At 32.0% G+C, this 13,950-nt stretch carries 13 protein-coding genes; 1 reads left to right on the top strand and 12 read right to left on the bottom strand.

Features of this window, described 5'->3' with window-relative positions:
• Window positions 1–162 precede the first annotated feature (162 nt).
• From BLT48_RS09315 to BLT48_RS09295, 5 genes are all read right to left on the bottom strand, one after another.
• Window positions 163–1,167 (bottom strand): DUF5067 domain-containing protein, encoded by a 1,005-nt coding sequence (locus BLT48_RS09315; RefSeq protein WP_089977474.1) that lies wholly within the window; start codon window positions 1,165–1,167, stop codon window positions 163–165.
• 207 nt (window positions 1,168–1,374) lie between these two features.
• Window positions 1,375–2,769, bottom strand: a complete 1,395-nt coding sequence (locus tag BLT48_RS09310; RefSeq protein ID WP_089977471.1) for an ApeA N-terminal domain 1-containing protein — start codon at window positions 2,767–2,769, stop codon at window positions 1,375–1,377.
• Window positions 2,770–2,865: 96 nt separating this feature from the next.
• Window positions 2,866–4,320: a hypothetical protein gene (locus BLT48_RS09305; protein ID WP_089977468.1), complete on the bottom strand. Its 1,455-nt coding sequence runs from the start codon at window positions 4,318–4,320 to the stop codon at window positions 2,866–2,868.
• Between the two features lie 82 nt (window positions 4,321–4,402).
• Window positions 4,403–4,882, bottom strand: a complete 480-nt coding sequence (rlmH, locus tag BLT48_RS09300; RefSeq protein WP_035021026.1) for a 23S rRNA (pseudouridine(1915)-N(3))-methyltransferase RlmH — start codon at window positions 4,880–4,882, stop codon at window positions 4,403–4,405.
• Between the two features lie 66 nt (window positions 4,883–4,948).
• Window positions 4,949–5,131 carry a CxxH/CxxC protein gene (locus tag BLT48_RS09295; RefSeq protein WP_041556015.1) on the bottom strand — a complete coding sequence of 61 codons (183 nt, stop codon included), beginning with the start codon at window positions 5,129–5,131 and terminating at the stop codon, window positions 4,949–4,951.
• Window positions 5,132–5,411: 280 nt separating this feature from the next.
• Here BLT48_RS09295 and BLT48_RS09290 point away from each other — a divergent pair, with 280 nt between their 5' ends.
• Window positions 5,412–5,921: a ClbS/DfsB family four-helix bundle protein gene (locus tag BLT48_RS09290; protein WP_089977464.1), complete on the top strand. Its 510-nt coding sequence runs from the start codon at window positions 5,412–5,414 to the stop codon at window positions 5,919–5,921.
• Window positions 5,922–5,988: 67 nt separating this feature from the next.
• Here the strand turns inward: BLT48_RS09290 and BLT48_RS09285 are convergent, their stop codons facing one another.
• The 7 genes from BLT48_RS09285 to BLT48_RS09255 form a co-directional block, all read right to left on the bottom strand.
• Window positions 5,989–7,209 (bottom strand): S1C family serine protease, encoded by a 1,221-nt coding sequence (locus BLT48_RS09285; RefSeq protein WP_089977460.1) that lies wholly within the window; start codon window positions 7,207–7,209, stop codon window positions 5,989–5,991.
• A gap of 195 nt (window positions 7,210–7,404) precedes the next feature.
• Complete coding sequence (locus tag BLT48_RS09280; protein WP_035021018.1) at window positions 7,405–8,217, bottom strand: MBL fold metallo-hydrolase; 813 nt, start codon at window positions 8,215–8,217, stop codon at window positions 7,405–7,407.
• Window positions 8,218–8,405: 188 nt separating this feature from the next.
• The gene (locus BLT48_RS09275) at window positions 8,406–9,245 is read right to left on the bottom strand and encodes a two-component system regulatory protein YycI (RefSeq protein WP_089977457.1); all 840 of its coding nucleotides are present in this window, start codon (window positions 9,243–9,245) and stop codon (window positions 8,406–8,408) included.
• A gap of 1 nt (window position 9,246) precedes the next feature.
• Window positions 9,247–10,548 (bottom strand): YycH family regulatory protein, encoded by a 1,302-nt coding sequence (locus BLT48_RS09270; RefSeq protein ID WP_089977453.1) that lies wholly within the window; start codon window positions 10,546–10,548, stop codon window positions 9,247–9,249.
• A complete protein-coding gene (walK, locus tag BLT48_RS09265) occupies window positions 10,545–12,389 on the bottom strand; it encodes a cell wall metabolism sensor histidine kinase WalK (protein WP_089977450.1) in 1,845 nt (614 codons plus the stop codon). Before walK ends, BLT48_RS09270 begins: the two co-directional genes overlap by 4 nt.
• Before the next feature lie 6 nt (window positions 12,390–12,395).
• Window positions 12,396–13,103, bottom strand: coding sequence for a response regulator YycF (yycF, locus tag BLT48_RS09260; protein ID WP_218123370.1), 708 nt, complete (start codon window positions 13,101–13,103; stop codon window positions 12,396–12,398).
• 195 nt (window positions 13,104–13,298) lie between these two features.
• Window positions 13,299–13,856, bottom strand: a complete 558-nt coding sequence (locus tag BLT48_RS09255) for a PTS sugar transporter subunit IIA (RefSeq protein ID WP_089977447.1) — start codon at window positions 13,854–13,856, stop codon at window positions 13,299–13,301.
• Between the last annotated feature and the right edge of the window lie 94 nt (window positions 13,857–13,950).

Raw genomic sequence — 13,950 nt, 5'->3', positions numbered from 1 at the left:
CGGAGCTGTCTAATTAAGGGAGACTATCCATACTCAATTCATTCTATTAACACATGCAAAAAAAAACCAATAATAGGATACATAAATAGCCTTATTATTGGGGTGTTATTTTTGCTTGACACTTCTTATTTGTTGGTAGGGAGTGGGGCTTTTTTATTTAAGTTATTCTAACGTGGATAGATCAATTTCCGCTATATAAGGGTTACTATCTAATGAGAATAGTTCATCTAATTCCAATTCTAGCGGCTTAGTTGTATCAGATATACCAACCGTGCTCTGAGCACCTTCGATTACCCCACTAGGTCTTACTTCTTTTTGTCCAACTCCTAAATCTACACCCTCAACCATAATTGCATCATCAGTTTCAACATCATCTTGAAACCCTTTTAACATGAATGTCATGAACGGGGAAGTTGAATCTTCCGAATTATTGACCCAGTCATATTCAATGATTAAAGCACTATCTCCTTCATAATCTACACCAAGGCTATATTTTTGAATGGTTAATGTGTATTCTCCTAATTCTATAGGTTCTCCTAAGACAATCTCTTTTCCAGCAGACTCCTCAACTATTTCCTCTACCTCTTCATCAACTTCATCTGTAAGTTCTATTGAACTAAGTATGTTTTCAAATTCATTGCTATAATCTTCGTCTGAATTTGATGCCTTTGTCATAACTAAGCTAATTATTCCATCATAATAATCAAAAATAACTACAGAAGTTTCATACTCTTCGTTGGATACTTCATTATTCAAATTGTACTGGTATGCTGTTTTACCTCCTACGGTTATTTCTGTCTCCGAAATTATATCGAATGATTCAAGATTAGAAGTAAAGCCCTCTACGAAACTCGCTCTTGATACACTATTGGAAATAGTTCCATCTGTCTCCGAATAACTAACCATTAGCATACCATCTTCAGGGTAATAGTATTTCAGGTTTTCATCAGATACTTCTTCCGTCCAACTTTCAGGAATTGAATACTCCAAACTATTTATAGAATATACTTTATAATTTTCATCCACGCTGTTTGTTTCAGTTGTTGATACTTCTTCCGTTGCAACAGCATTTGAACTGCTATTTTGACCATCATTATCAACCTTATCGGTAGAGCAAGCACCCAACACACTTGCAACACTCAAAACCAACCAAAAAACTTTATTCATTAATTTTTCCCCCTTTTTTCTATACGAATTTCATGTTGTAACCGCTCTTAAAATAGATTTGAATTGTTTAGGTTTTAATAAATATATTATAACATCTATTTTTTACTATTATTTGCCTTTTTTATATTTAATAAGTGTTTCTCTGTAGATAACTAATTAACCAATAATTTTCATTTTTTGAAAGCTTATTTGTTCAGAATTATAAAGCTACTTAATATAGTTTCTATAGATTCTAGTATTAAATATACCTTCCGTTATTAATTCTTCATCCAAACCTATTCTTTTCATCAAACAGCATTCTGCAATCATTGATAATATATAGGTGGCGCTTAACATTTCATCAAAAGTAAATATTATTTGACTATTTCCATGTGCAAGATGATTTCTAGTCTTTACAGATTTACGCGTAAATTCATTTTTATCTTCATCTATAAGAAAGTTAATTTTATGATGTTTAAAATTTTGTTTTAGTTTAACAGGAGTTAAATCAAATAATTCAACTAATCGTTCTTTAAGCGTAATCTTTTTAACTTTTTTAATGTATGTTAATAGAATAGCTTCTTCATCTTTTTCATTTCCCTTTTTATCTTTATATGCTTCTTTAGTCTCTGCTTTTAATTTCATAATAATATCTTGGGTAAAGAGAGTAATTTTTTTATCATCACCATACAATTCCGTATGAAATGCTTCTAAACTAGTAATTGCATCTACATAACTAGACTCAAGTAAATTTTTATAAGAAATTAGCAGAGTTAAGTGTTGAATTATAGCTTGTAGCTTCCCATGCTCCTCGAAATACTTTGATAAAATATCACCAAAATTATCCGCAATTAAATCAAACTTATAGGCAGAGACAATTTTCTGATACTTTTTTTGGGAAGGGATTCCTTGACTAAAATAAAATTGACTCTTTACTGGCATTTTTTTGCCTAGTAAATCATATTCCGTTGAACTATATTTGAACGTACTTATCACTTGAGGAGCACCACTTAGTATACAAATTAAATTACAAATTTTTTGTACATCTTCTTTAATTTCAAGTATACTTTTTACTTTACTATATTTAATGCTAAAGTATGGTATTGTTTTAAATGTATTAACTAGACCTTCCGACGTTATTTGTGACTTAGTAATATATGAATAGTTAATACTTATGGTCGCATCTAAATTTTGAATCTTGTACTCTCTCTTTGGAATTTCAGAATATTTAACACCTTCTCCTTCACTTAAACCTTCCCAAGCACTATCATTTAGAAAAAGTGGTAAGTTATCAGTTGACCACTGAATTGAATCAATTTTAAAGTCTTCCAAACTATCAATTGCCTTTTTATCGATGAACATAAAGTCAGCAAGTAATTTAGTTTTATTTAAATATTTGTTCGATTCGCTAATAACTCGCACATTAAATAAACTTATTATATTTTTTTGATTTTCACCTATTACTGTTCTAAATTTTCTATCAAATTCCATATCGCTATCTGGCAACTCCACAACAATACTATTTTGCGAATATTTTAATATTCCATACTCTGCATTTTTAGAATCATCTGAAAACCATTTTGCCTCAATTTCAAATTCTCCAGTAAGCTTATTTTTATCCATAGTATCTCCAGCCTTTAAATTTAGATTATTAAAATTTTATCATTGCTTATGATACTGTTTCCTACTCCTAGAAGTAATTATTTTTATTAAATTAATCTACTGAAACACATTAATGAATTCTTCAAATGAATTTATTGATTTTTTAGCATCGGATTCAATATCTTTTATTAGTATTATATTTCCATGAATTATGTCGTTTCTATTTTTTCTTATATTATTGACTAGTCCATTTATCTTACTCTTACTTGTAGTAATCCTATTGTTATCGTTTAAATTAAAACACTTTTTTATGATTTGAAAAGTACTAGGAGAATGCAAACCTATTATTCCTTGCTCAATGGCTTTATTGAAATCTTCTTCTTTAATAAAATCTTTTAAAAAATATGTTGTATAGGATACTTTTCCTTGTAAGTAAGCTTCAACTTCTATATCAGTCATTCCACTTCTAAGTATCTCCCTTGATTTTATATTCAAATAATTTTCGAACGCAGAATTTATTGATATTACTGCTTCCTTATATTTTTCTATAAACATATTATTCTTTGCATCCAGGTATAATACTTTCCATAGTGGAAGTTCTTGCCCTTTAATAAGACTGTCTTTTAATTCGCTAAATTTTTCTTGGGTAATATAACTTGGCTTATCAGAAAATAAAATGCTCTGTCCAGAGTAAAAAGGAATTGATATTATATCATCATATTTTTCTGAGATTACCTTTACGTTTGATACTTGAATTTGCGATAAATTTAGATTGTCTATCCAATAATATTTTGTAGTTGTCTTATAATAATCTAAAAAATAATTAAATGATTCAGAACATAGAGCTAATAATTCATTAATATAATGAGTCGCATCAAAGAATTTATTAAAAGTCAACATTAAATCACTACATGAATATACCCCATATTTATCTCTATCAAGTTCTATCACTCCGTTAGTAGCTTCAAATGGTACTTGTGTGATATTATTGATTGTCTTAAATTTTAAACTAAATTGTATGTCCTTATATTCATATATAACTTCTTCATCTTCTGAAATATCTATTTTATATGGCAATTTAAAATTAACTATCGTTTTAATTGAATTATTTAAAAACGAGCTAGCTAAATCAAGTATCTTATCATAATCATCCTTTAAATTTACCTCTAACTCAGATCTGTTAATATCTCCATATTCAATTAATTCTTTTTTTACAATATTAATTTTTCCAAAGTTATTTTGATAAATTCCTAAAAAAACATCACATTGAAATCCTCTAATAGTCGCATGTCTAACTGTACTAATAGGTTCCTTTTTATAAAACTCACTAAGTTTAAGTTGTTTTATATGCTTTAAACAAGATTCATAATTTTTTTGTAAATACTCTGCTTCAGATAGAAATTTTAAAGTATCTATAAAAGCTCCTTTATATTTATTTTTTAAAGAGTCTTTTCCGAGACTTATCAGTTTATTTAATTTAGTAGCAACTTCTATGACTTCAAGATTATTATAATCATTAAAATTGTGATATAGAATTTCTTTTAATTTAACTATATCTTCTTCTTTCTTCATTTGCGCACCTCTCATAAAAAAACTTTATTCCTCAAACACTATAGTTTATTAGTATTCTTTTGATAAGCAACTAAAACCTCATTTACTTATGGTACGGTTCATTCCGAACAATTTTGAAGCCACGATAGATCTGTTCAATTAAAACTAATCGCATCAATTGATGAGGTAGTGTCATTTTTCCAAAGGAAATAGGTGTATTGCTTCTTTTCATTACTGCATCGCTTAACCCTAATGACCCACCTATCACAAAAACAATGGTACTTTTCCCTTGAACACCTAGTTGTTCAATTTCTTTTGCAAATTCTTCTGAAGTACGTTGTTTGCCTTCAATAGTTAACGCAAAAACAAATGCTTGATCTGGAATCTTTGCTAAAATACGCTCGCCTTCTTTTTCTTTAACTTGCACCATTTCAGCTTCACTTAATTTTTCAGGTGCTTTTTCGTCTGGAACTTCAATTAATTCCATTTTACAATAAGCTGATAATCTCTTAGCGTATTCTGCAATACCCATTTTCAAATATTTTTCTTTTAACTTACCCACAGTTATTATTTTGATGTTCAAAAAGTTATCCTCCTATAATCACAGGTTATCCACAAAAGTTATACACATGTCCACAACTTTAAATCATTATATAGTGGTAGAATGCTTGTTCGACACTACATATATTGCATCCTTCTCGCAATAACCACATTTTTGTTTCGAGTTATCAACAGGTAACAATTGGTCTAGTACCGGCAGTTCAAAACCTCCATAAACTGCGTCATCTAAAGCTTCTTCCACATGTTCCTTACAAGCTAAAATTTTATCCATCCACAACACCTTCCTCATTTTGTGGATAACTTATTTCGTCTCCACATACCTACCTCTATTATTTTACAGCACTTATCCACAATGTTCAAAACTTTTCACACTTACTTGTCCACAAAAATTTAAAAAACCAATTAAAAATTGGTTTATTTCATCATTTTTTCAGGTTAAAGAATTCGTTTCCAATTTTTTTACGAAGACCTAGACTTTTTGTATTCTACACCTTATTCTTTTTATATAGAATCTTCTGTTCTTATTACTAAACGATTAGGAGGAATTTTTTATGAGAGAATATCAAAATAAAACTGAATTAATAAACACCATTAAAGAACACTACCAAAAATACATCACCGAATTTGATTCTATCCCTGAAGAATTTAAAGACAAGAGAATCATAGAAGTAGAACAAACTCCTTCTGAAAATTTATCTTATCAGCTTGGTTGGATCAATCTCTTACTTCAATGGGAAAAAAATGAACAACAAGGAAAAACTGTTCAAACACCTACTGAAGAATACAAATGGAACAATCTAGGTGGATTATATCAGTCTTTCTATCAAGAATATGGGAAATACTCATTAGTAAAACAAAAAGAACTGTTAACTCAGTTAGTTGAAGAGTTATGCCAGTGGGTGGAAAGTCTCTCTGATACTGAATTATTTGAACCCGAACAACGAAATTGGGCTACTACAAAAGCCAAATGGCCTATTTGGAAATGGATTCATACAAATACAATTGCACCATTTACGAATTTCAGAACCAAAATTCGTAAATGGAAAAAAGCAATTAGCTAATGACAAAAAAATGGAGTCTGAGTTTTTATCACTCAGACTCCATTTTCATTTTAAAATTTTTATTTTATTATAGAGTTGGTTCTGAAGCAGTCATTGTGACTGTCGTTTTTTGAAGTTCACCATTACGATAGTACTCGACTTCAATTTCTTTTCCAAGTTCAGAAGCATAAATTTCTTTACGCAATGATATTGAATCTGTCACTTCTTTACCATTGAATTTCACAATAACATCGTATTGCTCTAATCCAGCGACTTCAGCTGCTGAATCTGGTTGAACTTCAGCTACTACAACACCTGAGGTAACATCTTCAGGTAATTTCAAGACTGTTTCTTGTTGTTGTTCAGATATTTCACTTAAATCCAATAAGCTAATTCCCAATACCGGACGAACAACTTCACCATTTGCTTCCAATTGATTAATGATGCTGACAACGTCATTGCTTGGAATAGCAAATCCCATTCCTTCGACAGTATCACTAGAGATTTTCATTGAATTGATGCCAATTACTTGACCAGCTATATTGATCAAAGCACCACCAGAATTACCTGGATTGATAGCTGCGTCGGTTTGAAGAGCTGTAACTTCCCAATCTACTACGCCATCGCCTGTAATATCCGTTTCAACACTACGATTTTTAGCAGATATAATTCCTTGAGTAACAGAAGAAACAAAGTTTGTTCCTAGTGGAGAACCGATTGCAATTGCAGGTTCGCCAACAGTCAATGCATCTGAATCGCCAAAAGTAGCAACTGTGGTAATATTTTCAGAAGGAATAGACAATACGGCTAGATCTGTCCAGATATCTGTTCCGATTAATTCAGCTTCAACTTTTGTGCCATCTTTTAAAATAACTTCAATTGCATCTGAACCATCGATAACATGATTATTGGTTACGACATAAGCTGTATCACCATCTTTTTTATAAATCACTCCACTACCTTCACCAGCTGTCTGTAAATTATCTTCTTCTTGCATGCTATTCGTCTCAAATGCGCCACCTAAACCTCCATCGGCCTGTGATTGCATATTAACAACGGAAACAACTGAATCCTCTACTTTAGCGACAGCTTCTGTTACATCAGAAGTCACATCTACGCTGACATTGGTTGTGATCACTTCTCCAGTGTCTTTATCGACCATACCTACACCAGTTTCAGTATTTACTCCATTATCCGTTGCTGCTAAGTAACCTCCACCTAGTGCCGCTACTACAAGTCCACCTATTAGCCCTCCGACAAGTCCATTTTTCCAAGAACCACTTTTTTTATTTTTTGTTTCCTCACTCATAACTATTCACCCCTTGTAGTCTTTTTATGATGTTAGTATAATCTTTACATTTGAACTTTATATGAAAATTTTGGGAACTTTTTATTTATTCATTATTATATTAACATTAAATCTACTTTACACGATAGTGAATAATCTTATACAAAATCAATAACCTCTCTTGACCTTTAGTCGCGAGAGGTTATTTTGTAAAATTTAAACAACAAATAAAGAAGTAGGTACAACTGGATCTGTATCAAATACTAAAAATTTGTCCTCTACACCTGTTTCTTTTTCTTTTAAAATATTTACAGCAGTTAAATGAGCCAATTCTTTTAAATTATTGTCTTTACTTAGATGACCTAAATACACTTTTTTCGTGGCATCTCCTATGATTTCAGCTAAAGCTAGTGCACCGTCTTCGTTTGAAAGATGTCCTTTATCTCCTAAAATACGTTGTTTTAAATGCCACGGGTAATTTCCCATTCGCAGCATTTCGAGATCATGATTGCTTTCAAATAAATACGCATCTGCGTTCGAAACAATCCCTCTCATACGATCACTAACATAACCTGTATCAGTCAACATGACAAAACTTTTATTGTCTTTATGAAAACTATAAAACTGAGGTGCGATTGCATCATGTGAAACTCCAAAACTTTCTACATCTATATCGCCAATGGTCATTGTTTTTCCCATTTCAAATAAATACTTCTGTTCTGTTTTTATCGTGCCGATTATGGGTGTCATAGCTTCCCATGTCTGTTCATTAGCGTAAACATCTAAATGATATTTTCTAGCTAAAACACCCACACCATGTACATGATCACGGTGTTCGTGTGTGACTAATATCCCATCCAGGTCAGCTACATTTCGGTCAATTTTTTTTAACAATTCCGTTATTTTTTTTCCGCTTAATCCACTATCAACTAAAATCTTCTTTTTTTCAGATTCTATATATGTCACATTTCCAGAACTTCCGCTGGCAAGAATACTAACCTTTAAACCATTACTTTCTTTGGATACCATCTAAAAAATCCTCCTCTATTACCTTTATCATTTTACATCAAACTTATATAAATTCAAGTTTTCAAAACGCAAAAAAAGACCCAAAGAAAGGGAGTGTGACAAGACATCTCTTGCACACCTCTTACTTTGGCTCTAGCTTTAAACTAAGAAAACCGATTTTTTCAAATCTTTCATTTCAGTTTCTAAACCTATTGTGCTGCAGATTCTTCTGCAGCTGGTGTCTCACTCGTTGGCGTTCGTATAATACTGCCGCTCAGTGCATCTACTCGTTCGATCTCGGTACTTCCACTGTTAACAATTTCAATGTACCACACTGGTGCATACATGCTTAATTTCTGTAGCGAAAGTGTTTTCGAATACGTTAACTTTGGTTTTCTTACAGTAGCATTCGCTTGTATTTCGTCATTTTGATATAAAATTTCAACAGCATTTTTATCTGTAATCAGTTTTCGACTATCTCCTTGAACAGTAACAGGACCTGCATAGGTTTGGTCATAAGAGATGACTTCTTTCTTATTATTCAAATGAAATACAATTTGGGATGTTCCATCTGCAATTGGAATATTGTTCGCTAGTTGAGTATAAATTATTTTTTGCTCTGTTGAGCTATAACTAAAATAACTATACTGTTTACCAAAAAGAACTTGATCACTTATCACAAATTCATCGAGCAACTTAATGTCTTCCTTAGTCAATTCTTCCTCTTCTGACAAAGCAAGTGGATTAGAAAGTAAACTCATGTAAAGTGAACCGTCTTTTTCGATTGTTCCAGAATGATTTTTCAATTTATCTATATTATCTTCAAATAAACTATTTATTTCTGCTTGAACATAGGGCACTTTATTTTCAGTTTTTGAAAAATTTGGTAACCGAATATTTTCATTTTCCATTTCTTCTATAAAATCAATTAACTGATTTGAACTGCTAGTATAATAATTTTTATTTTTATCTAAATACGTAAATATCAAAAAAGTATTTAGAAAGAGAAAGGTAATAATAAAAATAATTTGAATTCGTTTAAAGTCCATTTTACTGACCTCCTTCTTTGAAAAGAAGGCTTTGAGCAAGTTGCCATCTACCATTGATTTTAACATACCAATTAGGTTCTAAGTTGATCACACGATCAGATTCCGCACTATTTATCCAAGTATAACCGATTTTTAGATCATCGATTTCTTCACTAGCATAGCCACTTGCTGTTAGAGATTCCAAGATACTTACACCGCTTTGTAGTGTTTTTTGTTCTTCAACCTCAGAAATAGGCGTTTGAGCAATAACTAAAGGAACTTGTAACCGTGACAATCCATCTTCAAAAACAGTTATATGAGTTGTTCCATAGTCAGAAAATTCACTAAACACAGGAAATCCTGCAATATAACGACGATAAGTAACTTCTTTCGTAGAATCGTTATAGTCAAAATAATGAACATCTGAAGCCCAATTTTCATACTGAATCAATTCATTGTAACTTACTCTAAGTGTTTCTGTGATGGATAACTTATTTTCAGCATTTCGATTACGATAATACGTTAATATGTCAGTATTTTCATTTATTTGCAATTCACTCACATAGTCATTGTAACTAACCATGTTTTCATCGTTAGCATTATTTTCTCTTACTTCTGAAGTATCATCAAACAACCGTTCAATAAATAATTGATTTGTTTGCCTTTCAACTAAATAACTTAAATAAGGCAATTCTATTTCCTCTATTGAAGTATAAATTTGTTTGCCTTCATCTAAAACAGCATTTGCCAAGTAAGATTTAGCATTTTCTTCTTCTATCAGTTTATCTATTTTGCTTTGATCTATTCCTTCTATTGTTTCACTGTAAAATAATTTTGAATGCGTATTATAGAAATAAACCTGATTTAAATTATCTTTTGAAAAATATATACGATTAAATGACCGATCTTGATATTCTCCTGCAAGATCCTTAAATAAATCTGGGAAAACACCAAATGAAATATTTTCAACAAAAACCATTTCTAGTGCATTGGTCTGTCTCAACTTTTCTTGGTATTCTTCATTTGTTAATTCAATCGGTTCTTCAATAGTATCTATTTTCCATTTAGTAAATTCTCTAGTTATAGCCGTTACAATTTCTGTTTGAGTAAATACATTTATTTCACCATTTTCATGAAGGACAACTTGTGTTGGGCCAAATACCTGGGACAAATTGCGTGCGATAGACACAGCAGAGGTCGTCCCTTGACTCGCATTTGTCTCTTCATTAAATTGGCTAGGCATGGTCCAAATCATAAAGGTTAGAAAGAGGCTAAGTGCGATAAGAGCTACTAGAACAACTTTTATTATTAAATCTTTCTTCATTCCCAATCATCCTCCTCATACGGAAGATAAGGCAGTGAAATATAAAAAGTCGTTCCTTTTCCCTCCGTACTTTCTGCCCATATCTTACCTTTATGTTGTTGAACCACTTCCTTAGAAATGGCTAAACCTAATCCAGTTCCACCCATTGAGCGTGCTCTAGCTTTGTCTACTCTAAAGAAACGATCAAATACATTTGCAAGATCTCTTTTTGGAATACCAAGACCTTCATCACTAATGCTCAAAACGACGCTATCATTTGTTTCCATTAGTCCACAGGTGATCGTTCCTCCATCTGGAGAATATTTAATAGCATTATTCATGATATTATCTAAAACTTGAATCATTTTATCAGCGTCCACTTCAACCCATAATTGTCTATCCGTAAAGTTTCGTTTGATTAAAAAATCTTTTGTTGATTTGTCAGAGGATTGTATCATCATTTCAAAACGTTTGATGACATGATCAAACAACTCATTTACATTAAGGTATTCTAAATCCAGCGAACCTTTACCAGAATCCATACGAGATAAATCTAACAAATCTTTGATCATCCGAATCATACGATCTGTTTCTTCTTGTGTTACTTGTAAAAATTGCGGAGCGATTTCCGGGTCTTTCCATGCACCATCAAGTAACGCCTCCAGATAACTTCTCATACTTGTTAAAGGTGTTCTAAGTTCATGAGAAACATTTGACACAAACTCTTTTCGTTCATTTTCTATTTTTTCTTGCTTTGTTACATCATGCAATACACAAACAATTCCACTGATAAACCCAGTTTCTCTTTGAATAAGAGTAAACTCACCTCTCAAAGTTACTGGCATCTCATCATTTGAAAAATCAAAATACATATCATCTTCATTTTCAAGTAATTTGCGCAATGTATATTCTTTATCTATTTTTAATACTTTTAAAATTGAAACACCTAGCGCCATTTCCTGGGAAATATTCAACATTTCCATAGCCTTGTCATTAATAATAACAATGACTCCTCTTCGGTCTGTAGCGATAACCCCATCTGTCATGTGGGTCAGCACACTATTTAAACGTCTCCGTTCAGATTCAGTCGTTTCTTGAGCTTCTTCAACCTTAGTTGACAAATCATTGATTGCCATAGATAAGATACCCAGTTCATCTTTACTATAGACTTTAACTTGTCCTGAATAATCTCCATCCGCCATTTGAATCGTTTGTTGTGTCATTTCAGTGATTGGCTTTGTTATTGCCCGGGAAATAAACAGCGCTAAAATAACGGTTAATGCGACTGCTATCAAGGAAGAATTAAGAAAAATGAGCGTTATTTCGCTGATTTGTTCGTAGACACTTTCGATATTTGTCGTTAATGCTATTACACCCAATATTTCATTTGAGCCATCACCTGCAATAATAGGAGAAACCAACTTCCAGATTCGGTCGTTGGTCGTTTGATCTCTGTATTGGCTGGTGACTGTATTTCCCAGCAGTAATGCTTGTTGAACATCCTTGTCATTTGTTTTACTACCAACACTATTTTGCTGCGTGCTGTCGCTCGTTCCTAATAAATAATGTTGGGCGTCAATGATCTGAACTTCTAAAATTCCATTTCCTGAGAAATCTTCAATTAACCGTTCAATCTCGGTACTATCTTCTGCTGTCTCATCATCAAATAAAATAGGTTGAATAGTATTATCTAAAAAACCTACTTGAAGTTTTTTTTCTTCTTGGAAATTAGTGACTAGCTGTGTTTCTAATTGTCTAACAAAATACGTTCCAATTAATTCTAATGCCACTAATATTAGAATAATGAACACGAAAATTATTTTGAAATCAATAGATTGAAAAAAAGTGATTTTTTTCTTCATGAAACATTACTCCTGTTCAGGATTTCTTAAATAATAGCCCACTCCGCGTCTCGTTACAAGCCAAGTTGGATGGCTAGGGTTGTCTTCTATTTTTTCTCTTAATCTTCTAACTGTTACATCAACCGTTCTTACGTCACCAAAATAATCGTAACCCCAAACCGTTTGCAACAAATGCTCTCTGGTCATTACTTGACCTAAATGTTTAGCCAAATAATGCAGCAATTCAAATTCACGGTGCGTTAATTCAATTGTAATGCCTCTTTTAGAAACAATATAAGCATCTGGATGAATTATTAGAGCACCTACTTCAATATCATTTGTTTCTATTTCTTCAACAACAGGTGTCTTAGCGTTGTCGTGTCTTCTTAAGTTTGCTTTTACACGCGCTGTCAATTCTCTATTAGAAAATGGTTTTGTGACATAATCATCCGCACCAAGTTCTAATCCAAGTACTTTATCGATTTCCGAGTCTTTTGCTGTAACCATAATAATAGGCATATCATGATTTTTTCGCACTTCGCGACAAACTTCTAGTCCGTCTTTTTTAGGAAGCATTAAGTCTAAAATGATAAGATCTGGCATCACTTCTTCTACTTTTTCTAAAGCTTCTTCTCCATCATACGCAGTAAAGACTTCATATCCTTCTTTTGTTAAATTAAATTTAACGATATCTGAAATTGGTTTCTCATCATCAACGACTAATATTTTTTTCAAAATGAAACCTCCTTGGAATTTCTACTTTTTATGATTATTTTTTTTATTAATGGTTTATTGCTTTTTAATTAATTTGCTGTAAGAATAACAAACTATTCTACCTTTCATTATACCGAACATACAGTAAGAGTGCAAAAACAAAATCAAGAGCATGCATACACGCTCTTGATTTTGTATTATTGATTGGCTATTTTTTTAATAACCCTCGATAGTTAATGCAACTGTTTTTCCAGCTTGAGCTTCGACTTCATTATTTGGTTTGAATACATAACGGTAATTTTCGTTTTCTCCATTTATTACAATCACTGGTATAAACAATCGGCAACCGTGACTAAGTAGGTATTCCTTATCAAACTTTACCAGCGTGTCTCCCTGTTTAACAGTCATGCCTTTTTTTAAATGCGTTTCAAAACCTTCTCCATTTAAGATTACGGTATCTAAACCAACATGTATGAGAACTTCTAATCCGTCTTCTGTTCGGATTTCGAATGCATGAGATGCATCTGCTACTTGGAATAATATACCGCCAATAGGAGCACAAACTACATTAGAAGTAGGGATCATAGCAAAACCTTCTCCCATCATTTTTTCAGAAAACACAAGATCTGGCACTTCTTCTACAGGTATCACACTACCATCTGTTACAGCTACTAATGATGCCTTTTTCTTCCCTAGCCATTCGCTTTGTGCTTCTTTTTTTGAAGATAAGTCCATTCCAATAAATCCTCCAATATCTATCTCTTTTTTATTCATTTTTTGATCTTTCCTCATTATTTATTTTATCTTTAATTGTACCGGATTCTAAATGCTTTGACCATCTTTTAAAAAAATCTATCTAAATTCATTC

This window comes from Carnobacterium viridans (assembly GCF_900102725.1).
GTDB classification, from domain to species: domain Bacteria; phylum Bacillota; class Bacilli; order Lactobacillales; family Carnobacteriaceae; genus Carnobacterium_B; species Carnobacterium_B viridans.
Note: the sequence above shows the minus strand (reverse complement) of the source record. Positions and strands in the feature narration are given on the sequence as shown.